This is a genomic window from Brevibacterium sp. BRM-1, from assembly GCF_026802075.1.
In the GTDB taxonomy this organism is placed as follows: domain Bacteria; phylum Actinomycetota; class Actinomycetes; order Actinomycetales; family Brevibacteriaceae; genus Brevibacterium; species Brevibacterium rongguiense.
Genome location: NZ_CP113788.1, coordinates 969653 through 993029, shown reverse-complemented (window position 1 = coordinate 993029; position 23377 = coordinate 969653). Strand labels below are relative to the sequence as shown.

Annotated in this window: 19 protein-coding genes; 15 read left to right on the top strand and 4 right to left on the bottom strand. The window is 74.3% G+C overall.

Features of this window, described 5'->3' with window-relative positions; translation table 11 throughout:
* The first annotated feature begins 28 nt into the window (after positions 1–28).
* The gene (locus BRM1_RS04345; protein ID WP_268528654.1) at positions 29–382 is read left to right on the top strand and encodes an Rv2175c family DNA-binding protein; all 354 of its coding nucleotides are present in this window, start codon (positions 29–31) and stop codon (positions 380–382) included.
* A gap of 9 nt (positions 383–391) precedes the next feature.
* Here BRM1_RS04345 and BRM1_RS04340 read toward each other — a convergent pair whose 3' ends face one another.
* The gene (locus BRM1_RS04340) at positions 392–1513 is read right to left on the bottom strand and encodes a polyprenyl synthetase family protein (protein ID WP_268528650.1); all 1122 of its coding nucleotides are present in this window, start codon (positions 1511–1513) and stop codon (positions 392–394) included.
* Positions 1514–1541: 28 nt separating this feature from the next.
* Between BRM1_RS04340 and dinB the strand changes: the two genes are divergently transcribed.
* Both dinB and BRM1_RS04330 read left to right on the top strand, forming a co-directional pair.
* Positions 1542–2792: a DNA polymerase IV gene (gene dinB, locus BRM1_RS04335; protein ID WP_268528647.1), complete on the top strand. Its 1251-nt coding sequence runs from the start codon at positions 1542–1544 to the stop codon at positions 2790–2792.
* Positions 2793–3001: 209 nt separating this feature from the next.
* A complete protein-coding gene (locus BRM1_RS04330) occupies positions 3002–3415 on the top strand; it encodes a DUF3040 domain-containing protein (protein ID WP_268528645.1) in 414 nt (137 codons plus the stop codon).
* Between the two features lie 548 nt (positions 3416–3963).
* On the opposite strand, the gene BRM1_RS04325 is transcribed toward BRM1_RS04330, so the two are convergent.
* Genes BRM1_RS04325 through BRM1_RS04315 form a run of 3 tightly spaced genes read right to left on the bottom strand, consistent with a single transcriptional unit; the run spans position 3964 to position 8260 of the window.
* Entirely contained in the window at positions 3964–6198 is a 2235-nt protein-coding gene (locus BRM1_RS04325; RefSeq protein ID WP_268528643.1) for a transglutaminase family protein, read from the bottom strand.
* Positions 6195–7304 carry a DUF58 domain-containing protein gene (locus BRM1_RS04320; RefSeq protein WP_268528640.1) on the bottom strand — a complete coding sequence of 370 codons (1110 nt, stop codon included), beginning with the start codon at positions 7302–7304 and terminating at the stop codon, positions 6195–6197. The genes BRM1_RS04325 and BRM1_RS04320 overlap by 4 nt, the downstream gene beginning before the upstream one ends.
* Before the next feature lie 5 nt (positions 7305–7309).
* Entirely contained in the window at positions 7310–8260 is a 951-nt protein-coding gene (locus BRM1_RS04315) for an AAA family ATPase (protein WP_268528637.1), read from the bottom strand.
* 441 nt (positions 8261–8701) lie between these two features.
* On the opposite strand from BRM1_RS04315, the gene mraZ reads away from it, so the two are divergent.
* The 12 genes from mraZ (at position 8702) to BRM1_RS04255 (ending at position 23222) form a co-directional block, all read left to right on the top strand.
* On the top strand, positions 8702–9133 hold the full coding sequence (gene mraZ / locus BRM1_RS04310) for a division/cell wall cluster transcriptional repressor MraZ (protein ID WP_160954344.1): 432 nt from the start codon (positions 8702–8704) through the stop codon (positions 9131–9133).
* A gap of 168 nt (positions 9134–9301) precedes the next feature.
* Positions 9302–10321 (top strand): 16S rRNA (cytosine(1402)-N(4))-methyltransferase RsmH, encoded by a 1020-nt coding sequence (gene rsmH / locus BRM1_RS04305; RefSeq protein ID WP_268528634.1) that lies wholly within the window; start codon positions 9302–9304, stop codon positions 10319–10321.
* Positions 10318–10869 (top strand): hypothetical protein, encoded by a 552-nt coding sequence (locus BRM1_RS04300; RefSeq protein WP_268528631.1) that lies wholly within the window; start codon positions 10318–10320, stop codon positions 10867–10869. Before rsmH ends, BRM1_RS04300 begins: the two co-directional genes overlap by 4 nt.
* Before the next feature lie 26 nt (positions 10870–10895).
* A complete protein-coding gene (locus tag BRM1_RS04295) occupies positions 10896–12875 on the top strand; it encodes a peptidoglycan D,D-transpeptidase FtsI family protein (protein WP_268528629.1) in 1980 nt (659 codons plus the stop codon).
* Entirely contained in the window at positions 12872–14488 is a 1617-nt protein-coding gene (locus BRM1_RS04290) for a UDP-N-acetylmuramoyl-L-alanyl-D-glutamate--2,6-diaminopimelate ligase (protein ID WP_160953763.1), read from the top strand. Before BRM1_RS04295 ends, BRM1_RS04290 begins: the two co-directional genes overlap by 4 nt.
* 1 nt (position 14489) lies before the next feature.
* Positions 14490–15941: a UDP-N-acetylmuramoyl-tripeptide--D-alanyl-D-alanine ligase gene (locus BRM1_RS04285; RefSeq protein ID WP_160953762.1), complete on the top strand. Its 1452-nt coding sequence runs from the start codon at positions 14490–14492 to the stop codon at positions 15939–15941.
* Positions 15938–17029 (top strand): phospho-N-acetylmuramoyl-pentapeptide-transferase, encoded by a 1092-nt coding sequence (mraY, locus tag BRM1_RS04280; RefSeq protein ID WP_160953761.1) that lies wholly within the window; start codon positions 15938–15940, stop codon positions 17027–17029. Before BRM1_RS04285 ends, mraY begins: the two co-directional genes overlap by 4 nt.
* Positions 17019–18620, top strand: a complete 1602-nt coding sequence (murD, locus tag BRM1_RS04275; RefSeq protein ID WP_268528622.1) for a UDP-N-acetylmuramoyl-L-alanine--D-glutamate ligase — start codon at positions 17019–17021, stop codon at positions 18618–18620. Before mraY ends, murD begins: the two co-directional genes overlap by 11 nt.
* On the top strand, positions 18617–19909 hold the full coding sequence (gene ftsW / locus BRM1_RS04270) for a putative lipid II flippase FtsW (protein WP_160953760.1): 1293 nt from the start codon (positions 18617–18619) through the stop codon (positions 19907–19909). Before murD ends, ftsW begins: the two co-directional genes overlap by 4 nt.
* 3 nt (positions 19910–19912) lie before the next feature.
* Entirely contained in the window at positions 19913–21100 is a 1188-nt protein-coding gene (gene murG, locus BRM1_RS04265; protein WP_160953759.1) for an undecaprenyldiphospho-muramoylpentapeptide beta-N-acetylglucosaminyltransferase, read from the top strand.
* Positions 21101–21162: 62 nt separating this feature from the next.
* Positions 21163–22497 (top strand): UDP-N-acetylmuramate--L-alanine ligase, encoded by a 1335-nt coding sequence (gene murC, locus BRM1_RS04260; protein ID WP_160953765.1) that lies wholly within the window; start codon positions 21163–21165, stop codon positions 22495–22497.
* Positions 22494–23222 (top strand): cell division protein FtsQ/DivIB, encoded by a 729-nt coding sequence (locus BRM1_RS04255; RefSeq protein WP_268528615.1) that lies wholly within the window; start codon positions 22494–22496, stop codon positions 23220–23222. The genes murC and BRM1_RS04255 overlap by 4 nt, the downstream gene beginning before the upstream one ends.
* The last annotated feature ends 155 nt before the right edge of the window (positions 23223–23377 follow it).

Here is a 23377-nt window from a genome sequence, read left to right as displayed (position 1 = left end):
GGGCGGGAGTGCGCGCTACCCTGGTGGGGTGAGCACAGCAGAAGAACTCGTCGACGCCTGGCTGCCCCTCCCGGACATCGCGGAGGTGACCGGGCTGGGGATCTCCCGGGTCCGCAGGCTCGTGGAGGACCGGGCGATCTGCGGCATCAAGACCGGCGATCCGAAGGTCTTCCGCGTTCCCGCCGCGTTCCTGCTCGACGACGGGGTCGTTCCCGCGCTGCGCGGCACTCTGGTGCTGCTCCACGATGCGGGCTTCGATGACGACGAGTCGATCGCGTGGCTCTTCACCGAGGACGATTCGCTGCCGGGCCGCCCCATCGACCAGCTGCGCGCCGGCGCGAAGGGCGAGGTGCGCCGCCGCGCCCAGGCCCTCGCGTTCTGAGCCGCGCGGCTACGCGGCGCGCCGGGTGAGTCGCCCGGCGTAGGCCCGCAGCGCCGCGAGGTCGGCGTCGCCCAGGCCCAGTTCGCCCAGGCGCGAGAGCGCCGCGGCTGCCGCGCCCTCCTCTGCGCTGATGAGCGCCTCGTGCTCGTCAACCGCGCCCGAGGCGCGCAGCAGCTCGCGCATCCGCCCGAGGTCCGCCGCGCCGATGCCCGGGTCGCCGAGGTGCGCCGTCAGCCACGCCGCGTCCTCGGCGTCGAGCCGGGTGAGCGCCATCCCCACCAGCACGGTGCGCTTGCCCTGCAGCAGGTCGTCCCCGGCGGGCTTGCCGGTGGCCTCCGGGTCGCCGAAGACGCCGAGCTCGTCATCGCGCAGCTGGAACGCCCGGCCCAGCGGCAGCCCGAAGGCGCTGAGCGCGGCCAGCAGCTCCGGCCCCGCCCCGGCCAGCGCGGCCCCCAGCAGCAGCGGCTGCTCGACCGAGTACTTCGCGGACTTGTAGGTCAGAACCTCCATGGCGCGCTCCCGGATGTCGCCCGCGGCGATCGGGGCGGCCTGGATCCGGATGTCGAGGAACTGGCCGAGCATGACGTCGCGGCGCAGGTCGTCGTGGCGGCGCACGGCCTCCGGGGCGCCCGCGTGGGGCAGCCCGGTGCGGGCGTGCGCCTGCTCGCTCAGGCTCAGGCAGAGGTCGCCGGCGATAATGGCGGCCGCGGTGCCGAAGTGGGCGGGGGCGCCGCTGAACCCGTGCTCGGCGTGCGAGCGGGCGAACGCCGTGTGGACGGCGGGGCTGCCGCGGCGGGTCTCCGACTCGTCGATGATGTCGTCGTGGATGAGGGCTGCGGCGTGGAGGAGCTCGACGGCCACGCAGGCGTCGTCGATGCCCGGCTGCCGGGCAGCGTCCCCGCCGGCTGCCTCGAAGCCCCAGCGCAGCGCGAGCGCGCGGATGCGCTTGCCGCGCCGGGCGAACGCGCGGATCGGATCGTAGAGCTCCGCGGCGGCGGGGGAGATCCGGGCCGCCTGGGCCGCGGCCTCGGCGAGGAAGGCGGCCAGCCGGGCGTCCACGGCCGCGATGACGGCATCCGGGTCGCTCAGGCGCGCGGGCGGGGGGTCCGTGTCAGCGCTGCCGGGTACCATGCAGGTCAGCGTACAGGTCGGGGGAGAAATGAGTCGAAAGCAGCTGGCCCGCTCGGGCGGGGACCTCTCGCAGCTGAGCGGCGACGACACCGGCTGCACGATCCTCCACCTCGACATGGACTCGTTCTTCGTCTCCGCGGAGCTGCTCTCGCGCCCGGAGCTGCGCGGTCGGCCCGTCATCGTGGGCGGCCGGGCGGGCCGCGGCGTGGTCGTCTCCGCCTCCTATGAGGCCCGCGAATTCGGCGTGCACGCGGCCATGCCCATGTCCGTCGCGGTCCGCAACTGCCCCCAGGCGGTCATCATCCCGCCCTCGCGCGGGCTGTACGGGGAGATCTCGCGCCGGGTCTTCGAGCTCGTCGGCGCCGTGACGGACGAATACGCCCAGGTCAGCGTCGATGAGGGCTATATCGACGTCGCCTCCGCCCAGCGGCGGCTGGGCCGACCGGCCCGGATCGCCCAGCGCCTGCGCGCGCAGATCGAGGCCGAGACGGGCCTCACTGCATCCGTGGGGGTCGCTGCGACGATGGTCGTGGCGAAGATGGCCTCCGCGCGGGCCAAGCCCGACGGCATGCTCGTCGTGCCAACGGCACAGGTCTCCGAGTTCCTCGGGCCCATGTCCGTCGAGGCGCTGCCGGGGGTGGGCGCGCGGACCCAGGAGGTGCTCGCCTCCTACGGCATCCGCCGCATCGGCCAGCTCGCGCAGGCCGACCCAGCCTGGCTCGGCAGGGTGCTCGGCGCGCACGGCGCGGTGCTGGGCGGCTACGCCCGCGGCCGCGATCGCCGCACCGTCCACGAACGGGCGCGCGACCACACGATCAGCGCCGAGCACACGTTCGGCGCGGACGTCTACCGCCTCGCAGACCTCGAACTCGAGCTGCTCCGGCTGGCCGACACTGTCGCGTATCGGCTGCGCGCCGAGGGCCAGGCCGCCGGAGGTGTGGGCCTGAAGTACCGCACCGGCGAGTTCGCCACCTCCTCGCGCTCGGTCACGCTGCCCGCCCCCACGGACGTCGCCGCCGAGCTGCACGCCGCGCTGCTGCCGGCGCTGCGCACGCTCCACGAGAACAATCGCAAGGGCGTGCGGCTGCTGGGCCTGCGCGCGGCGGACCTCGTGCGCATCGAGGACGCGGGCCGTCAGGAGACCCTCGACGCCGCCGAGCACACGCCGCGGGAGGCCGAGCTCGCGCTCGACGCGGTGCGCGCGAAGTTCGGCAGGACCGCGATCTCGCAGGCCTCGCTGCTGCGCCGGGGGGAGCGCGGAGAGGGCACTGCCCGCTGAGCGGAGGGCAAGGCGAGCTGCGCGGAGGGCAAGGCGCCCTGCCGGTCGGGCGCAGCCGCGGGTGCGGCGGCCCCGGCTGCCGCCGTCAGCGCGCTGCCCGGGAACTCGCAGGCGACGGGCGGAGAATCGGTGGGCCCTCAGGTTCCGCGCCGCGGCGATTGGGGACTATGATGGTGGTACTCTACGACGCGCGCCACAGGGGGTTTGCGATGCCGCTCTCCGATCACGAACAGCAGCTGCTCGACCAGCTCGAGAAGCAGCTGCGCACGGAGGACCCCCGTTTCGCGCACACGATCGCGCAGGCCCCCGCCTCCCAGGGGCCGGGTCTGTCGGCCAAGCGCTTCGTCGCCGGGATCCTCGCCCTCGTCGTGGGCATCGGAATCGCGGTCGCATCGATCTTCTTCCTCGACCTGCCGTTCAGCGCCATCGGCGGGGTGGTCGGCTTCGCCGTCATGGTGTTCGGCGGCTACTGGGCCGTCTCGGGCACTCCGAGCGCGCGAGCGGCGGCCGCCGAGTCCGGTGCCGAGGAGGCACGCGGCGGCGCGAAGGCCGCCAAGCGGCCCACCCCCGGGCTCATGGACCGTCTCGAGGACCGCTGGGACAAGCGGCGCGGCCAGGGCTGACGCCCCCGCCCGACTCCTCGATCGCCGGCCGCCGGCGGTGCGCTATCCGCCTCGGCGCGCTGACGCCGCCCAAGGCAACCGGCAGAATTTCCGCGTTCGGCGTCCAATCCGGGTCGCGCCTTCTCTCCGACCGGTGCCGTATTCTCCTTCTGAGCCCTGAGCCCTGAGGTGACGGCTGCGCGCGCCCCGCCCGCCGCCCGCTCCCCGGGGCGCGGAGGCCACGCGCGTCCGGCGGCGCCTCCCGCCCTACATCGCAGGACAGCGCCGATCGCACCCTCCGCGGCCACGGGCATCACGCCACCCGGCTCACCGCACCTGCGCAGGCAGCGCAGCGTGCGAGGGACGTAGCGCGAGCCTTATTGCCCGCGACAGCCGTTCCGGCCGACGGGGCCAACCGCGGCCGGGCCAACCGCGAACGGACTCACCCGGCGACCAACTCACCCGGCGCCGGGCCGCGCGCCGACCGACTCACCCGCCGCCGCAGCAGCCGACCCGTCCTGTCCGGCCGCCGAGGTGCCGCCGCGCGGACCCCGGCAGCGCGGCCAGGTTCAGTGCTGGCGCCGCGGGGCCGGGCGGCTGCCCGGCCGGGCACCTGAGCGGGCGAATACGGAGCGGGGCAGCGCCGTTGCCACGGCCCCGCGCACGCGTCCCGAGCGGCGGCGCAGCGCGGCGCGCAGCGCGGCCAGGGCCGCGTTCACCTGCCCGGGCGGCGGGAGCGGCACGGTCTGCCCCGGCCCGGCGTAGCGCGCGGACTCGACGGCCGCGCCGATGGCGCGCAGCGCCTCGGCGTCGCGGCCCTCGACCAGCCCGGCCAGGCGCGCGGCCTCACCGCGCACCGTCGCCGAGGCGGGTCCGAGTGCCCCGCCGTCGACGAGCGAGGCCCGGACCTCGGCCCAGACGGCCTCCGGGTCCTGCGGCGCCCGCAGGCGCCGCGAGCGCTGGAGCGCGCGCACGGCCAGCGGCAGCGCGAGCACCAGGAGCACCGCGAGGACGAGGAGAGCAATCCACCACGGGAAGCCGGGGCCTGCCCCGGCGGCGGGAGTGCCCTCGTCCTCCTCGGCCGGGGCGCTGGAGGGCTCCGCGGTGGTCGGCTCGGCCGACGCAGAACTCGTGTCCTCCGGCGTGGGCGAGGCGGATGCGGTGGGCTCCTCGGCGGACTCACCGCCCTCCTCCGTCCACGGCGGGGGCGCGCCCGCCGGGCCCCCAGGGGTGGGCTCGAAGCGCACCCAGCCCACGCCGCTGAAGTAGAGCTCCGGCCACGCGTGCGACTGCGACATCGATACGTCGTAGCGGCCCTGCCCGGTCTGCTCGCCCGGGGTGAAGCCCACCCCGATCCGGGCGGGGATGCCCAGGGTGCGGGCCATGGCGGCCATCGCCCCGGAGAACTGCACGCAGTAGCCGCGCTTGTCCGCGAGGAAGTCCGCGATCGCGTCGCCGGAGGCCTGCTTGGGCGCGTTGAGCGAATAGGAGAAGGCGTCGGAGCGCAGGTACGCCTGGAGTTTCGCCGCCTTCTCCCACTCGTTCGCGGCGCCCTTCGTCTCGCGCTTGGCGGTCCGGGCGATGATCGCCGGGGAGTCGTTGGGCATCGACAGCTGCGCGGAGAACTGGGAGGCATCGACGGGCGCCGCGGCGGCCAGCTGCGCGGCGGTGGGCTCCACCGAGGTGTAGGAGACCTCGTACTGCTGGTCGCGCGCGGTGATGCCGTTGCCCACGATCGTGAGGGTGTCGGAATCGTAGATCCACTGGTCGCTGACCCCGTGCGCGGTCTGGGGGGCGTACGGGGCCGGCAGGTACTGCTGGTCGAGGCCGCCGATCGAGAAGCTCGCGGTGTAGGTCCGCCGCTCGGCGTCGCCGCTGAGCCCGGGCGCCCCGGGCATGACGCCGTTGGCGCGGGCCGCGGTGTCGAGCTTGAACGTCTCCGGCTTCCACGTGCGGCCGTCGTAGTCGGAGACGGACGTCAGCCGAATCGGCGGGGCCAGCGGGTCCTGGGTGGAATAGGAGATGATCGGCGTCTTGCTGCGCTCGCTGAGGTCCGATTTGAGGTCGAGGAACGGGTTGACGACCGTGAGGTCCTTCGGCGCCGTCAGCGGCCGGGTGTGCGTGGCCTCGATGGGCGGGATGAGCAGCGGGATGCCGACCCCCAGCAGCAGCGCGAGGGCCCCTGCGGCCGCGGCGGTGAGCGGCCCGCGGGAGGGCCCGCGCTCCGCGTAGGGGGTGAGCAGGAGCAGCAGGAACGCCGCGCCGATGCTCGCGAAGTGCCACCAGCGGAGCTCGCGGGGGGCCAGCAGCGCCGGGACCAGGTAGACGACGAGGAGGATGATGCCCGCGGTCTTCGGGGCGCGCAGATCCGCGACGAGGCCGTCGACGAGAGTGGTGACGAGGGCCAGGCCCACGGTCATGAGCGCGAGCAGCCCCGGGGTGGCGGGCGCCGGCGCCGTCGTCGAGTAGATGTCGTCGATGCCCTGGCCCAGCAGGGCGAAGAGCTCGCCGAAGGCGGCCGGGGTGGGCACGACGCCGCCCAGCATGGCACCGGAGGCGCAGGCGATGAGCACCGCCCAGGCGCTCACGCAGAACTCGACGAGGGCGGCAAGTCCGGAGGTGCCGATCCCCGGCAGGCTGCGGAAGGCGAGTCCGGAGGCGACGATCGCGGCGACGACGGCCGCGAGCGGGGCGAGCCACGCCGTGCCCTGCAGGATCGCCGAGGTCGCACAGGCCGTGAGCAGCGCCGCTGCGAACACGCACAGCGCCGTGGCGCAGCGCTGGAAGACGGTGGTGGGGGTCATCGCACGCTCCTCCCGGTCTGCAGCCAGCTGGCGGGCACGCCGATCTCGCGACCGAACAGCTCGCTGCCGGTGCCCGAGAGCTCGGCGGGGTCCCACACCCGCGCGGCGGCGCTGCGCGGCAGCGCGGCCGCCAGCCGGGCGCGCGCCTGCGGGTCGTCGGCCGCGATGAACACCTCGGCGACGCCCTGCAGGTCCTCGCGGCGCACCTCCGCGGGCCCGGGTCCCAGCCGCGCGGCGACGAGGTCGAGGCGCGCGGCGCCGGCCGCGCCGCGCAGGCTCCGGTGCTCGGCGCCCCAGGCGAGGCGCACCTCGAGGCCCTGGTCGAGCAGCACGCGCACGCCTGCCGCGGCGGCCGCGATGAGGTCCTCGTCCGGCTCGGCGGTCGTCTCGAGGACCACGAGCGCGCCGGGGGACTCCTCCTGGGCCTCCTCGCGCACGACGAGGTCGCCCAGCCGCGCCGTCGTCGCCCAGTGGATGTGGCGCAGGTCGTCGCCGGGGACGTACTCGCGCGTCTGGAAGTCGCGGGTGGAGGCGCCGCGGACCAGGCGCTGCTCCTCGCGCAGCGCGACCGGCACACCGGGGCGCCGGCGCGCCGGGACGTCGAGGTCCTGCGGGGCCACCGCCACGTCGAAGGGGCCCGTGAGCGTCGAGCGCACGGCGGTCAGCCCGAAGGGCCCGACGAGGTCGAGCGAGGTGCGCTCGAGGCCGCTCATCCCGCGCCGCGTGGGGGAGAAGCCCGCCTCGATGCCCACGCCCGCCCCCGCGGCGAGCCCGCGCATGCGGGCCGACTGCTCGGCGCCGAAGCCGGGCCGCGGGGCGAACGCCACGACGAAGCCGCCCACCGGCAGCGGCGAGCGGTTGCGCAGGGACAGGCGCAGGTCGAGGTCCTCGCCCACGCGCGCCAGCGCGATCCCGTCGCATGAGCGCCCGGTCGTGGTCACGCGGGCCTCGAGGCGACGGGAGGCGAGGAGCCCCGCCAGGCCCGAGCACAGCACGAGTGCGAGCAGCAGGATGCCCGCGGGCAGCAGGCCCGGCAGCCCGAAGACGTAGGCGAGCACGATGAGGGCGACCCCGATGACCGCGAAGACGATGCCGGAGGCGGTCACCCGCATCACTGGACGGCGGTGCGGGCAACCGCCTCGCGCACGGCGGCGGCCGCATCGGCGGGATCATCGGAATCGCGCCGGATGATCCGGTGGGCCAGGACGCTCACCGCAAGGGCCTGCACGTCATCCGGGGTGACGAACCCGCGGCCGGCCAGCAGCGCGCGCACCTGCGCGGCGCGCAGCAGGTGGAGGCCGCCGCGCGGCGAGGCGCCGAGCATGGAGCCGGGATCGGCGCGGGTCGCCGCGAGGAGGGCGACGATGTAGCCGCGCAGCTGGGGGCTGGCGGTGATCGAGCGCACCGCCTCGCGGGCGCGGACGACGTCCTCGAGGGAGGCGACGGGCCGCAGGTCCTCGAGGGCCTCGCGCCCGGACTGGTGGAGCAGGAGGTCGGCCTCGGCGGCGGGGGCCGGGTAGCCCACCGAGCTGCGCATCATGAACCGGTCGCGCTGCGCCTCGGGCAGCGAGTACGTGCCCTCCATGTCGATGGGGTTCTGCGTTGCGATGACCATGAACGGGGAGGGCATGAGGTAGGTCGTGCCGTCCACGCTCGCCTGCGATTCGGCCATGCACTCGAGCATCGCGGACTGCGTCTTGGGCGAGGCGCGGTTGATCTCATCGGCGATGACGACATTGGAGAAGATGGGCCCGGCGCGGAACTCGAAGTGGCGGCTCTCCTGGTTGAACAGGTTGACGCCGAGCACGTCGGAGGGCAGCAGGTCCGGGGTGAACTGGATGCGGCGCACGCTGCCGCCCACCACGCGGGCCAGGGTCTTGGCCAGCAGCGTCTTGCCCACGCCCGGCACATCCTCCAGGAGGAGGTGCCCGCCGGCCAGGAGCGCGGTCACGGTCAGCGAGACGACCTCGGCCTTGCCCTCCAGCACCGTGTTCATGGCGCCGTTGGCGCGCTCGGCCAGGCTGCGGGCGGCGGTGATCTGCTCTGCGGTCGCGTCTGTCATGGCCGCCATTATCCGCCACCGGGCCGGCGCGCGGCCAATCTGACGGCGCGCACCCGCCCGCCGGTGTGCGCCAGCCGCTACGTCGCACCGCGTCCACGGCCCTCCGCTGGCCGCAATCCACGCCCGTCCGCGGACCGCCAGCCACTTCCCTCCCACTTCCCTCCACCGGGCGCCCCCACTGTCCTCCCCATCCCTCCCCACCGCCCCGCCCGAGGCCCATCCTGGGGGCCGTGCGGCGCCGGCGAGGGCCACGAGCGGGGTCCCACACGGCCGTCACGACACCCGGAGCACTGCTGAACCCCCACTTCGCACCACCAATCTGACGTGCGAAAACACAGGAAAAAGACGTGTCGAGAGCGTCAGGCGGGAATATTGTGGGGGGAAGTGGAGTACAGTGGTGGCAATCGGAGCCGATTGGGGTTTCGAGAGGGGTGAGACGGCATGTTCTTGGGCACGCATCTGCAGCGGCTCGACGACAAGGGCCGCCTCATCCTGCCCGCGAAGTTCCGCGAGGAGCTCGCGAACGGACTCGTCCTCACCAGGGGCCAGGAGCGCTGCCTCACCCTGTTCTCCACCCGGGAGTTCGAGACCGTCCACGAGCAGATGCGCGCAGCGCCCATGACGTCGAAGGACGCCCGGGACTACCTGCGCGTGTTCCTGTCGGGCGCGGCGGCCGAGCAGCCGGACAAGCAGGGGCGGATCACCGTCCCGCAGATCCTGCGGCAGTACGCCTCGCTCGACCGGGATGTCGCAGTGATCGGCATGGGAAACCGCGTCGAGATCTGGGACTCCCCGACCTGGGAGCGCTACCTCGCGGCAACGGAAGAGGGCTTTGCCGAACGCGAAGCGGAGGTCATCCCCGGCGTGTTCTGAGTGTTCGGTCGAGATCCTCGTCCGCCAGTGGTTTTGGGGCACTTCCCCGGTTCCAAAGCCGCGCGGTCCTGACGCACTTCCCCGGTGGCAGGGCCCGAATGGCGGACGGGGTTCTGGATCGGACAAGCGGACCGCCGGGCACCCAGTGCACAACGGGAAGGAGACGGCGTGGCCGAGCAGCCCCAGGACGGCACCCGCGCCTTCCCCCACACCCCCGTCCTCCTCGAGCGGGTCGTCGCCCTGCTGGGCCGCGGCATCGACGCGGTGGCGGCGGCCGGGCACACCCCGGTCGTCGCCGACCTCACCCTGGGCATGGGCGGCCACTCGGAGGCGGTCCTCGCCGCGAACCCGCAGGTCCGGGTCATCGGCATCGACCGCGACCAGCAGGCCCTGGCCGTTGCGACCGAGCGCCTGGCCCGCTTCGGCGAGCGCTTCACCCCCGTCCACGCCCGCGCCGACGAGCTGCCGCGCGCGCTCGACGAGCTGGGCGTGCGGAGCCTGGCCGGAGCCCTGTTCGACCTGGGCGTGTCCTCGCTCCAGCTCGACGAGGACGAGCGCGGCTTCAGCTATTCGCGGCCGGCCCCGCTGGACATGCGCATGGACCAGAGCCGCGGGACGACGGCCGCCCAGATCCTCAACACCTACTCCGAGGACGCGCTCGCCCGCATCATCGCCGACTACGGCGAGGAGCGCTACGCGCGCAAGATCGCCCGCATCATCGTCGCCGACCGCGCCGAGCGCCCCTGGGAGACCTCGGACCAGCTGGCCGGAATGCTCTCGCGCGTCATCCCGGAACCCCCCGCCCGCGGCCGGCAGCGCGCCCGCTCCCACCCGGCCAAGCGCACCTTCCAGGCCCTGCGCATCGAGGTCAACGGCGAACTCGACAGCCTCGCCGCTGCCCTGCCCGCCGCGCTCGACGCCCTGGCCATCGGGGGAGTGGCGGTCATCGAGTCCTACCAGTCGCTCGAGGACACCGCCGTCAAGCGGATCCTGCGGGCCGGCACCGAGGCCCAGGCCCCGCCCGATCTGCCCGTCGTCCCCGCCCACCTGCGGCCCTGGCTCGCCGAGGCGGTCCGCGGGGCGCAGAAGGCCTCCGCCGCGGAGGTCGAGGCCAATCCGAGGGCCGCGAGCGTGCGGCTGCGCGCGGTGGTCAAGACCGCGCCGAATCCCCGGGAGGAAACCCCATGAGCTCCGTCGCCCGCGCCGTCAACGCCGCCCCCGCGCGCCGGACCCGGCCCGCAGCCGCACCGGAGCGCGCGCGCCTGCGCCTCGTCGTCCCCGGCATCGCACGCCGGCGCGTGCCGTTCTCCGGGCTGTGCGTCGCGGCCCTCGTCGTCGGCCTGCTGGGCGTCCTGCTGGCCAACATCTACATCTCCCACAGCACGTACCGCGTCCAGCAGCTCAGCGCCGAGCAGCAGCAGCTCCACGACCGCCGCGACGAGCTCTCCGAGGACATCTCGTACCGCTCGAGCCCGCAGAACATCCAGCGGGCCGCCCTGCAGGCCGGCATGGTGAGGGCGAAGAACGCGGAGTTCATCCGCCGCTCGGACGGCTCGATCATCTCCGCTGAGAAGGCCGTGGAGATTTCGGGCAAAACACCCGAAACCGTGCCCGGGCCGCGCGCCGATACCCGCGACGACCCGCGACCGAACCTACGATCGGATGACAGGCTGCCCACGATCGGCGGCAGCGGCAATGACCTGACATCCCCCTCCGTGCACAGCCCGAACGGCTGAGGCGGCCCACCACCCCGAGGAGACCGATGCCCCACGAGTCCGACCCGCACGCACCCCGCGGGCGCTCGGCGGGCGGGCGCAGGGGCCGTGGGGCAGACGAGAGCACCGGAGCCGAGCGGACGGGCTCGGCCGCGGGCGGGCGCGCCCCCGGCCGAGCCGCCCCCGGCCGGCGCGCGTCAGCGGCGGCCGCCCGCGCCTCGGCCGCGGGGCGCAGGCGCGACCCGCACCGCGAACGGCCCCACACCGTGCCGGCGAGCCCTGCGCGCCCGGCCGATCCGCGCCGGCGCATGTTCCTCGTCGTCGCGGCGAGCCTCGTGCTGCTGCTCGCCGTGGGCGGCAAGCTGCTGGCCATCCAGGCCATGGACACCGCCCAGCTCGCCCAGCGCGCGCTGGCATCGCGCCTGGTGACGAAGACGCTGCCCGCCGCGCGCGGGGTCATCACCTCGGCCAACGGCACCGTGCTCGCCGATAACGCGCAGCGCTACCGGCTCGTCGTCGACCAGCGCAACGTCGCCCGCTACAAGGACTCCGCCGGCACGACGGTGGGCGCGTGGGGCGCCGCCCAGGCGCTGGCGGGCCCGCTCGACACCGAGGCCGGCCTGCTCTACCCCAAGCTCAACGGCGACAAGCTGTGGAATGTCGTCGCCTCGGGCGTCACGAGCGAGGTCTGGGAGAAGGTCCGCGACCTCGACATCCCCGGCATCTCGCAGGAGGAGTACGCGATCCGCTCGTACCCCGCCGGCGCACTGGGCGGCAACCTCGTGGGCTTCGTGGGCTCGGACGGCCAGCCGCTCGGCGGCCTCGAGCTGCAGTACGAGGACTCGCTCAAGGGCACTGACGGCAAGGAGCAGTACGAGCGCGGGCTGTCCGGCGACACGATTCCGCTGGGGGCGAACTCCACCCAGCAGCCGGTGAACGGCACGGGCCTCCAGCTCTCGCTCGACTCCGATGTCCAGCTCTACCTCCAGCAGGCGATCGCCGCCGCCGTCAAGCAGCGCAAGGCCGAGTGGGGCACGATCGTCATCGAGGACGTGGAGACCGGCCGCATCATCGGCCTCGCCGACGCCCCCACCGTCGATCCGAACAACCCGGGCAAGACCGCCGCGAACGAGCGCGGGTCCCGCGCCCTCACCGATGTCTTCGAGCCCGGCTCCACCGCCAAGATGATCACCGCCTCCGCGCTCGTCCAGGAGGGCAAGGTTGCCCCCGACACGCAGTTCACGGTGCCCTACAAGTGGAAGGCGCCCAACGACGAGGAGTTCAAGGACTCCCACGAGCACGAGGACGAGAAGCTCACCTTCGCGGGGATCCTCCAGCAGTCCTCGAACACCGGCACGATCCTCGCCGGCCAGCGGCTGAGCCCCCAGCAGCGCTACGACTACCTGCACGCGTTCGGATTCGGCGCCTCCAGCGGGATCGGCTACCCCGGCGCCACCGCCGGCATCCTCCACGAGCCGGGCTCCTGGGACGGCCGCACCGCCTACACGGTGATGTTCGGCCAGGGCGTGGCCGCCACCGCCATGCAGACGACCTCCGCGGTCGCGACGATCGCCGGGGGCGGGACGAAGATGCCCCAGCAGCTCGTCAGCGGTACGGTGGACGACTCCGGCCGGGTGACGGAGATCCCGCCCGGTCAGGGCACGCGGGTGATCAGCGAGGAGACGTCGAAGAAGGTCGTGAGCATGCTCGAGAGCGTCGTGACCGACGGCACCGGCAAGAGCGCGGCCATCCCCGGCTACCGCGCGCTCGGCAAGACGGGCACCGCCCAGGCGCCCGCCGCCGACGGCAAGGGCTACGACGGCTACACCGCGAGCTTCGTGGGCGCCGCCCCGGCGGAGAACCCGAAGATCGCGGTCTCCGTCGTCCTCCAGCGCCCCCGCAAGGGCTACTACGGCGGCACCGCCGCGGCCCCCGTCTTCTCCGACGTCGCCGGCTACACCCTGCGCCACCTGGGCGTCGCCCCCTCGACCGAGAAGCCGGACACCCCGGCAGGAGAATGGAAATGATGCGCCTCGATTCGCTCCCGCTGCCCCCGGATGCCGTCATCCACGGCGACGGCTCCCGCCCCGTCACCGGGGTCTCGCACGACTCGCGCACGACGGCCCCCGGCGAGCTCTACGCCGCGCTGCCCGGCGCCAACGTCCACGGCGCGCGCTTCGCCGGCGCCCTCCTCGCCGCCGGGGTGAGCGCCGTCCTCACCGACAGCGCGGGGCTGCGGCTGCTGCGCGAGTCCGGCGCCGACACCTCGTCCGCCGTGCTCATCGAGGTGGGTGATCCGCGCGCCGCGCTCGGCGACATCGCCGCCGCGCTGTCCGGCACGCGGGGCGCGCCGCCGCGCCTGCTCGGGATCACGGGGACCAACGGCAAGACCACGACGACCTACCTCCTCGATGCGCTGCTCGGCGAGCTGGGGGAGACGACCGGGGTGATCGGCACGATCGCCACCTCGATCGCGGGCGTGCGCCAGCCCAGCGCGCGCACGACCCCGGAGTCGCCGGAGCTGCACCGCCTCCTCGCCCAGATGCGCTCCGCCGGCGCGGGCTGGTGCTCGATGGAGGTCTCCTCGCACGCGCTGGCCCAGCACCGCGTGGACGGTGCGCAGTTCGCGGTGGCGGGGTTCACCAACCTCAGCCAGGACCACCTGGACTTCCACCCCACCATGGAGGACTACTTCGCCGCGAAGGCGCAGCTGTTCACCCCGCAGTTCTCGCAGCGCGGGGCCGTCGTGCTCGCCGATGACTGGGCGCGGCGGCTCGCCCGCGAGGCCCAGATCCCCGTCGTCACGATCTCCCGCACCGCCGCGGACGAGCCGGACTACCTCGTCGTCGAGGACGCGCCCGGCGGCGCCGGCAGCGGTGGGTCCGCCGCCGAGGCCGCCGGTGCCGAGGCCGCCGCTGCCCGGACCCCCGGCGGGGGCGGGCACTTCGACCTCGTCCGGCGCACCGGAGCGCCCGGGGCCGAGCAGCGCATGCGCGTCGCCTCGCCGCTGCCCGGGGACTTCAACGTCATGAACGCCGCGCTGGCCGTCGTCATGCTGCTCGAGGCGGGCTTCGCCTTCGACGCCGTCGCCCGCGCCGCCGGCGGCTTCACCGCGGCGGTCCCCGGCCGCATGGAGGTCGTGAGCCCGGCGGGCCCGCGCGCCATCGTCGACTACTCCCATACCCCGGATGCGCTGGTCAACGTCCTCTCCGGGCTCCAGGGCGCCCCGCTCGTCGCGGTGATCGGCGCCGGCGGCGACCGCGACCACGGCAAGCGGCCGCTCATGGGCCGCGCCGCCGCCCAGTGGGCCGACGCGGTCATCGTCACCGACGACAACCCCCGCTCCGAGGACCCCGCAGCCATCCGCGCCGCCGTCCTCTCCGGCGCCCTCGAGGCCGTCGCCGACGGCACGGCGCGCGCGGCCCGGTCCGATGTGTGCGAAGTCGCATCGCGCGCTCAGGCCATCGCCGAGGCGGTGCGCCGGGCGGGCCCCGCGGGCACCGTGCTCGTGGCCGGCAAGGGCCACGAGACCGGCCAGGAGATCGCGGGTACGGTGCATCCGTTCGACGACCGCGAGCAGACACGCGAAGCCGTGGCGCGCGCGGCCGGCGGTGCGCGAGCCGGTAGAGTTCAGGCTTGATATGAAGAATTTCTCTGCGCAGGAAGCCGCGGCCGCCCTCAAGGGCGACCTCTACGCGATCGACCCGGCAACCCGCCTCGCCGGCTCGGTCGTCACCGACTCTCGCGAGGTGGCGCCCGGAGACGTCTACGTCGCCCGCCGCGGCGAGAGCGCCGACGGCCTCGACTTCGCCCCCGCCGCCGTCGCCGCCGGAGCCGTCCTCGTCATCAGCGAGGCCGTGCCGGTCGTCGACGGCGAGCAGCTGCCCAGCCTCGTGGTGCCCGACGCCACCGCGGCGCTCGGCCAGCTCGCCCGCCTCAACGTCGAGGCCCTGCGCGCCGAGGGCGACCTCACGGTCATCGCCATCACCGGCTCGGCCGGCAAGACCACCGTCAAGGACCTCACGGCGGACCTGCTCTCCGCCGCGGGCGAGACGATCTGGCCGCCCAACTCCTACAACAACGAGGTGGGTGTCCCCCTCACGGCCCTGCGGGCGGGCCCCGAGACCCGCTTCCTCGTCCTCGAGATGGGCGCGCGCACCATGGGCAACCTCGCCTACCTCACCTCGCTCGTCCGCCCCGACATCGGCGTGGAGCTCGTCGTCGGCACCGCCCACTCCGGCGTCTTCGGGTCGATCGAGAACACCGCCCGGGCCAAGTCGGAGCTCGTCGCGGCCCTGACCGAGGGCGGCCGCGCCGTGCTCAACGCCGATGACCCGCGCGTGGCCGCCATGACCGACGTGCTCGCCCCGGGCGTTGAGACCCTGTGGTTCTCCGCCTCGGGGGAGACGGACCGCACCCCGGCCGTGCGCGCCACCGACGTCACGACGCGCGCGAGCGGGCGCACGAGCTTCACCCTGCACCTGCCCGGCGCGGAGCCCGCCCCCATCGAGCTCGCGCTGCTCGGCGAGCACCACGTCGCCAACGCGCTGGCCGCCTCGGCCGTCGCCCACCTGTGCGGCGTGCCCGCGAAGGCGATCGCGACGACGCTCCAGATCTCCGGGGCGCAGAGCCGCTGGCGCATGGAGCTCATCGACTCGCCCAGCGGGGTGACGGTGCTCAACGACGCCTACAACGCCAACCCCGATTCCATGCGCGCCGCCCTCAAGGCGCTGGCCGCGATGGGCCGCGGGGACGGCGAGTCCGCCCCGCGCCGCACCGTCGCCGTGCTCGGCGAGATGCTCGAGCTCGGCGAGGACTCGATCGCCCTCCACGACGAGGTCGGCCGGCTGGTCGTGCGGCTGAACATCTCGCTGACGATCGCGGTGGGCGAGGGCGCCAAGCCCATCTACCAGGCAGCGAACCTCGAGGGCTCATGGGGCAACGAGGCGGCGTGGGTGCCCACGGTCTCCGAGGCCCGCGACATGCTCAACTCGGAGCTCAAGCCCGGCGACATCGTGCTGTTCAAGTCCTCGCGCGATGCCGGGCTGCGCTACCTGGGCGATGAGATCGCAGGGGTGTCCGGGGTCCAATGATCGCCGTCGTGCTGGCAGCCTGCCTCGGACTCGTGCTGACGCTCATCGGCACGCCGCTGTTCATCAAGGTCCTCGTCAAACGCGGCTACGGCCAGTTCATCCGCGACGACGGGCCCAAATCCCACGCCACGAAGCGCGGCACGCCCACCATGGGCGGCGTCGTCATCATCGGCTCTGCCGTGCTCAGCTACCTGCTCGCCCACCTCATGTCCGGCTCGCTGCCCACCCCCACGGGCCTGCTCGTGCTGTGGCTGGCGGCGGGCCTGGGCGCCGTGGGCTTCGTCGACGACTACATCAAGGTCTCCCGACAGCGCTCGCTGGGCCTGCGCCCCGTCGGCAAGCTCGTCGGGCAGGGGTTCGTCGGCGTGACCTTCGCCGTGTGCGCGCTGCTGTTCCCCAACGAGGCCGGCCGCACGCCCGCCTCCACCGCGATCTCCGTGTTCCGCGACACCCAGCTCGACCTCGCCTTCGCCGGGGTGGGCCTGGCGTTCGTGCTCTTCGTGCTGTGGGCCAACCTCATCGTCACGGCGGTCTCCAACGCGGTCAACCTCACCGACGGCCTCGACGGCCTGGCCGCGGGTGCGTCCGCGATCGTCTTCTGCGGCTACGTCTTCATCACGACGTGGCAGTCCACGCAGAACTGCGACCTCATGTCGACCGTGCGGGCCGGCTGCTACGTCGCCCGCGACCCGCGCGACCTCGCGATGGTCGGCGCCGCGATGGCCGCCTCGTGCGTGGGCTTCCTGTGGTGGAACACCTCGCCCGCGAAGATCTTCATGGGCGACACCGGGTCGCTCGCGATCGGCGGTGCGATCGCCGGCCTGGCCATCATGTCGCGCACCGAGGTCCTCCTCGTCATCATGGGCGGCCTATTCGTCATCATCACGCTCTCCGTCATCATCCAGGTGGGCTCGTTCAAACTCACCGGCAAGCGCGTCTTCCGCATGGCGCCCCTCCAGCACCACTTCGAGCTCAAGGGCTGGGCCGAGGTCACGATCGTCGTCCGGTTCTGGATCATCGCCCTCATCTTCGTCGTCGCGGGCGTCGGGCTCTTCTACGGGGAGTGGGTGTCGGCCAGTGCCCGCTGAGCCCGCCGCGCAGCCCGACGGCGCGGCCGCGCCCGCGCCGCCCCCGCTCGTGCCCGAGGGCGCGACCGTGGCCGCCTACCCCCACGCCGACCGGATCCCCGCGGCGATCCACGGCCCCGACTCCTCCCTCCGGGGCATCGTCGTGTGCGTCACGGGCCTGGGCGTCTCCGGCTACCCCATGGCGGTCCACCTCGCCGAACGCGGCGCCGAGGTCATCGTCGTCGACGCGGACATCGCCGCCGACCGCAGCGAGCACGAGGCGATCCTCGCCGTCTTCGACGCGGACATCCGCCGCGGGCCCTCCCACGTCGAGGCGCTGCCGCGCACGGCCGACGGGCGCCTGCCGGACCTCGTGTGCACCTCCCAGGGGTGGCGCCCGGACCAGCCGCTGCTCGTCGCGGCGCAGGCCGCCGGCATCCCCGTCATCGGGGAGGTCGAGCTCGCCTGGCGCGTGCGCGGCGCCAACAGCGCGCCCTGGCTCGTGGTGACCGGCACGAACGGCAAGACGACGACGACCTCGATGCTCGCCTCCATGCTCTCCGCCGCCGGGCTCGAGGCCCGCGCCTGCGGCAACATCGGCGCCCCGCTGCTCGAGGCGGTGCTCGACCCGGAGGCGCAGGTGCTGGCGATCGAGCTCGCGAGCTTCCAGCTGCACTGGCAGTTCTCCATGTGCGCGGACTCCGCCGCCGTGCTCAACCTCGCCCCCGACCACCTCGACTGGCACGGCGGGCTCGACGCCTACGCCGCCGCGAAGGCGAAGGCCTACCACAACGTCGGCCTCGCCTGCGTCTACAGCCGCGCGGACCCGGCCACCCGCACCATGGTCGAGGACGCCGAGGTGCGCCCCGGGGCCCGCGCGATCGGCTTCGGCACCGAAGTGCCCGGCCCGGGCGACTTCGGGCTCGTCGACGACGTGCTCGTCGACCGCGCCTTCCTGCCCGAGCGCTACTCGGCGGCCCTCGAGATCGCGGACACCGCGGACGTCGCCATCGCCTCGGGCACTCCGGACCGGCCCGCCGCGCCGCACCAGATCGCCAACGCACTGGCCGCCGCGGCGCTGGCCCGCAGCATCGGCGTGCCGCCGGCGGCTGTGCGCACGGGCCTGCGCGCCCACGTCGCCGGCGGCCACCGCCTCGCGCTCGTCGCCACGGCCGGCGGTGCGGCATACGTCGACGACTCCAAGGCGACGAACCCGCACGCCGCCGCGGCCGCCCTCGCCGCGTTCGAGCCGATCGTCTGGATCGCCGGCGGGCTGGCCAAGGGCGCCCGGTACGAGGACCTCGTGGAGCGCTTCGGGGCGCGCCTGCGGGCCTGCGTGCTCATCGGCGCGGAGCCCGGCCCGCTGGCCGAGGCGCTTGCCGCCCGTGCTCCCGGCGTGCCCGTCGTGCGGATCGACCCGGCCGAACCGGAGGGCACCGAGCCCCGCGGGGCCGATGTCATGGCGCGCGCCGTCGCGGCGGCCGCGCAGCTGGCCCGGCCCGGCGACACCGTGCTGCTGGCCCCGGCGGCGGCGAGCATGGACCAGTTCCGCGACTACGCCGTGCGCGGCGACGCGTTCGCCGCGGCGGCCCGCGAGGTCGCCGGGGAATGACCGCCGTGCGCGAGGCCCCCGAACGCAGCGCCGCCCCGGCCCCGCCTCGGGCGCGGCTGGCCGATCACGTGCGCGGGTGGTTCTCGCAGGTGCGCCGGCTGCTGGGGCTGCCCGTCGCCTCCTACTACCTCATCCTCTTCGCCGTGCTCGTGCTCACGGGCTTCGGGCTCGTCATGGTGCTCTCCGCCTCGTCGATCACCTCGTACGACGGCGGCAAGGGCTCCTCGTTCTCCATCGTCGCCCGCCAAGGGGCCTTCGCCCTGGGCGGGCTCGCGCTCATGTTCGCCTGCTCCCGCGCGCCCGTGCGGCTGTGGCAGGCGCTCGCGCCGTGGGCGATGGCCGGCGGCCTCATCATCCAGGTCCTGCCGCTACTGCCCGGGCTCGGCGCGACGGTCAACGGCAACCGCAGCTGGATCCACCTCGGGAGCCTGCAGCTCCAGCCCGCCGAGTTCGTCAAGCTGGCGCTCGCGCTGTTCCTCGGCGCCTTCCTGGGCCGGCGGATCGGCCAGCTCACGCGCCTGCGCGCGCTGCTGCCGATCGTCCTCACGGTGGGCGCGAGCGTGGGCCTCGTGCTCCTCGGGCACGACCTGGGCACCGGCATCATCCTCATGCTCACCGCCGCGGGCGCCCTGTTCGTGGGCGGCCTGCGCAAGCGCTACCTGCTGCTCTTCGGCGCCGGCGCGGTGGCCCTGGTCGGGGCCATGGTGCTCACGAGCGCCAACCGCATGTCCCGGATCCAGGCGGTCATCACCGGCCACGCCACCGAGGGCGGGGACAGCCTGGGCGACCACTGGCAGTCCGACCACGGCCTCTACGCCCTCGCCTCGGGCGGCTGGACCGGGGTCGGCCTGGGCGCCAGCCGCGAGAAGTGGTCGTGGCTGCCCGAGGCGCACAACGACTTCATCTTCGCGATCGTCGGCGAGGAGCTGGGGCTGCTCGGCACCTTCGCCGTCATCGGCGTCTTCGTCATCCTCGCCTGCGGGCTCGTGCGCGTCATCTGCCGCACCTCCGACCGGATGGTCCAGGCGACCACGGGCGGCATCTTCCTGTGGATCATCGGCCAGGCCGCCGTCAACATCGGCGTCGTCTGCGGGATCCTGCCCGTCATCGGCGTGCCGCTGCCATTCGTGTCCTACGGCGGGTCGTCGCTCATCTCGACGCTGCTCGCCGCCGGCATCGTGCTCTCCTTCGCCCGCGCCGAGCCCGGTGCCGCCGAGGCGCTGCGCCGGCGCGGCGCGAGCGTGCGCGCCTCGCTGTCGATCTTCGCCCGCCAACCGAGAGGGAACTGAACCGTGCTCACAGTGCTGCTGGCAGGAGGGGGCACGACGGGTCACATCTCGCCGCTGCTCGCCATCGCCGACGACCTGGCCTTCCAGGACCCCGAGGCCCGGCTCATCGTGCTCGGCACCGAGGACGGCCTCGAGTCGAGGCTCGTCCCCGCGGCGGGCTACGAGCTCGTCACCATCGACAAGGTGCCGGCACCGCGCCGCGTCGACGCGGCGGCGCTCGCGTTCCCGCGCCGGCTCATGGGCACGGTCACCGCCGTGCGCCGCCTGCTCAAGGAGCGGGCCGTCGACGTGGTCGTCGGCGTCGGCGGCTACGTCGCCTCGCCGGCCTACCTCGCGGCGCGCAGCCTGGGCATCCCCATCGTCATCCACGAGGCGAACGCGCGCCCCGGCCTGGCCAACCGCCTGGGCGCCCGCCTGAGCCGCCCCGAGCTCATCGGCTACACGTTCGCCAACACCCCGCTGCCCGGCACCCAGGTGGGCATGCCGATGCGCGCCGAGGTGGCCCACCGCGACCGCCGCGACCCCCGGGTGCGCGCCGCCGCCGCGAAGTCGCTGGGCCTCGACCCGGCCAAAACCACGCTCGTCGTCACAGGCGGCTCGCTCGGCGCGGCCGCGCTCAACCGGGCGCTGGCCGCCTCCGTGCCGGCGCTCGCGGACGCCGGGGTCCAGGTCCTCCACATCACGGGCGCGGGCAAGGCCGAGGAGGTCGTCGCGGCCGCGGCCGCGAGCCCCGACTACCACGTGGTCGAGTACGTCGACGGCATGGAGGACGCCTACACGGCAGCGGACCTCATCGTCTGCCGCGCCGGCGCCGGAACCGTTGCGGAGGTCACGACCATGCAGGTGCCCGCCGTCTACGTGCCGCTGCCGATCGGCAACGGCGAGCAGCGCCTCAACGCCGCCGATGCGGTGGCAGCCGGGGCCGCCCTGCTCGTCGACGACGCCGACTTCACCCCGGACTACGCCGCGCAGACCGTGCTGCCGCTGCTGCGCGATCCCGCGCGCCTGGCGGCGATGGCGCAGGCCGCCGCGGACATGGGGTTCCCGCGCAGCGCTGACCGGGCGATGGCCGCGCGCGTCTTCGCGGCGGCGGGCGCTGCGCACCCGGGGCGGGCGTATCCCGAGCGCATGCAGACCAAGGAGGAGCTCGCCGGTGCGGCCGGCGCGGACGGAAGCGGGGCGGACAGGTGAACGAGATCGTGCCGAGCGAGCGGCTGGGCCGCGTGCACTTCATCGGGATCGGCGGGGCGGGCATGTCGGGCATCGCCCGGGTCATGCTCATGCGCGGCATGGACGTCTCCGGCTCCGATGCGAAGGACTCGTCCGTCGTCACCGCGCTGCGGGCGCTCGGCGCCCAGGTGCGCATCGGCCACGACGCGCAGGCCGTCGCCGGCGCGGACACCGTCGTGGTCTCCTCGGCGATCCGCGAGACGAACCCGGAGCTCGCCGCGGCGCGGGCCGCGGGGCTGCGGATCCTCCACCGCTCGCAGGCGCTCGCGGCGCTCATGGTGGGCCGCCGCACCGTCGCGATCGCAGGCACCCACGGCAAGACGACGACGACGTCGATGACGACCGTGGCGCTGCAGGCGGCCGGGGCCGACCCCTCGTTCGTCATCGGCGGGGTGCTGACCGCAACCGGGACGAACGCCCACGACGGCACCGGCGACGTGTTCGTGGCGGAGGCCGACGAATCGGACGGCTCGTTCCTCCTCTACGAGCCCGCGATCGGCGTCATCACGAACGCCGAGGCCGACCACCTCGACCACTACGGCAGCTGGGGGGCCGTGCGCTCGGCCTTCGTCGAGTTCTGCGCGCACGTAGGCGAGCAGGGCGGCACCGTCATCGCCTGCTGTGACGACCCCGGTGCCGCCGGCATCGCCGACGCGGCCGCCGCGGCCGGCGTGCGGGTGCTGCGCTACGGCCTGTCGGAGGGTGCCGACGTGCGCATCGTCGGCCTCGCCCACGCGTCTGCGGGCTCGAGCTTCTCCGTCGAGGCCGGCGGGCGGACACTGGGGCCCATCGCGCTCCAGCAGCCCGGTGACTACAACGTGCGCAACGCCGCCGCTGCGCTGGCGGTCTGCCTCGAGCTGGACGCCGACCCCGCGCGCGCGATCTCCGGGCTCGAATCGTTCGGCGGCACCCGCCGCCGCTTCGACCTGCGCGGGATCGCCGGGGGAGTGCGCGTCTTCGACGACTACGCCCACCACCCCACCGAGCTCTCCGCCGTGCTCACCGCCGCGCGCGCGATCGTCGAGGACGGCAAGCAAGTCCACGTGGTCTTCCAGCCCCACCTGTTCAGCCGGACGAAGAACTTCCGGGCCGAATTCGGCGCCGCGCTGGGCATCGCCGACGACGTCGTCGTGCTCGATGTCTACCCCGCCCGCGAGGACCCGCTGCCGGGCGTCACCGGGCAGATCGTGGCCGACGAGGTCCCGCTGCCAGCTGACCGGGTGGCGTTCGTGCCCGCCTTCGCCGAGGCGGTGCCCTACCTCGCGCCGCGCCTGGCCCCCGGGGACATCGTCATCACCGCGGGCGCGGGGGACGTCACGATCCTGGGTCCGGAGCTCCTCGCCGCCCTCGCGTCGTGAGCCATGCGAGCAGCCTGAGCGACCGCGTCGCCGCGCGCCGGCGCCGGCGCCGCGGCCGCGCGCTCTGGGCGCTGCTGGTCATCGCGGTGGTTCTGGCCGCCGCCGCGGTCGCATGGTTCTCGCCCGCGCTCGCGCTGCAGAGCGTGAGCGTCGCCGGCGGCGGCCTCACCGATGCCGGGGCCGTGCGCGAGCGCGTGCTCGAGCGCTACCGCGGCACCCCGCTGCCGCAGATCCGGCTCGCCCCCCTGGGCCGCGAGCTCACGGCGGAGAACCCCAAGGCCAGCCGGATCGACGTGCGCTGGTCGGGCCCGCGGTCCCTGCGCGTGTCGATCGTCGACCGCGCCCCCGTCCTCGCCGTCGAAGTCGAGGGCGGCTGGCAGCGCTACGACGCCGACGGCCGGGCCATCGACACGGCGGCCAAGCGCCCGGAGGGGCTGCCGCAGCTGATTACCCGGGGCGCGCCGAGCGCCGCGACGGTCCGGGCGGCCGTGGACATGCTCGGCCAGCTGCCCGAGGACGCGCGGGCGGCGACGAAGCGCGCGCAGGCGGCCTCCGAGCGCGACCTGCGCATCGTCTACGATGCCGACGGCCGCGACGTCGAGATCCGCTTCGGCGATGCCGCGGACATCGCGAAGAAGTTCGAGGTCGCGCGGGTGCTGCTCGGCCGCAGGCCGGGCTTCATCGACGTCTCCGTGCCCGACGCCCCCACCACCGGCAGGCGCTGAGCGGGCCCGCCGTGCGGCGCAGCCGCGCGCGCCAGGGCCACTTGGGGGCCAATCGCGGGGACACACCGGGAAGATGGTTGCACAGCGTGCCCGCGCCCCATACCGTCGTGGCAAGGCTGTACTGCCGGACAACGATGCGTCGAAAGAGGAAGCGA

What these genes read in the sequence shown, in the direction of transcription:
- BRM1_RS04300 (WP_268528631.1), top strand. Translation starts at nt 10,318, where the DNA reads ATGAGCTCCGTCGCCCGCGCCGTCAACGCCGCCCCCGCGCGCCGGACC.
- BRM1_RS04330 (WP_268528645.1), top strand. Translation starts at nt 3,002, where the DNA reads ATGCCGCTCTCCGATCACGAACAGCAGCTGCTCGACCAGCTCGAGAAG.
- BRM1_RS04285 (WP_160953762.1), top strand. Translation starts at nt 14,490, where the DNA reads ATGAAGAATTTCTCTGCGCAGGAAGCCGCGGCCGCCCTCAAGGGCGAC.
- murC (WP_160953765.1), top strand. Translation starts at nt 21,163, where the DNA reads ATGTCGGGCATCGCCCGGGTCATGCTCATGCGCGGCATGGACGTCTCC.
- ftsW (WP_160953760.1), top strand. Translation starts at nt 18,617, where the DNA reads ATGACCGCCGTGCGCGAGGCCCCCGAACGCAGCGCCGCCCCGGCCCCG.
- mraY (WP_160953761.1), top strand. Translation starts at nt 15,938, where the DNA reads ATGATCGCCGTCGTGCTGGCAGCCTGCCTCGGACTCGTGCTGACGCTC.
- BRM1_RS04340 (WP_268528650.1), bottom strand. Translation starts at nt 1,513, where the DNA reads ATGGTACCCGGCAGCGCTGACACGGACCCCCCGCCCGCGCGCCTGAGC.
- mraZ (WP_160954344.1), top strand. Translation starts at nt 8,702, where the DNA reads ATGTTCTTGGGCACGCATCTGCAGCGGCTCGACGACAAGGGCCGCCTC.
- BRM1_RS04325 (WP_268528643.1), bottom strand. Translation starts at nt 6,198, where the DNA reads ATGACCCCCACCACCGTCTTCCAGCGCTGCGCCACGGCGCTGTGCGTG.
- BRM1_RS04315 (WP_268528637.1), bottom strand. Translation starts at nt 8,260, where the DNA reads ATGACAGACGCGACCGCAGAGCAGATCACCGCCGCCCGCAGCCTGGCC.
- dinB (WP_268528647.1), top strand. Translation starts at nt 1,542, where the DNA reads ATGAGTCGAAAGCAGCTGGCCCGCTCGGGCGGGGACCTCTCGCAGCTG.
- BRM1_RS04290 (WP_160953763.1), top strand. Translation starts at nt 12,872, where the DNA reads ATGATGCGCCTCGATTCGCTCCCGCTGCCCCCGGATGCCGTCATCCAC.
- BRM1_RS04295 (WP_268528629.1), top strand. Translation starts at nt 10,896, where the DNA reads ATGCCCCACGAGTCCGACCCGCACGCACCCCGCGGGCGCTCGGCGGGC.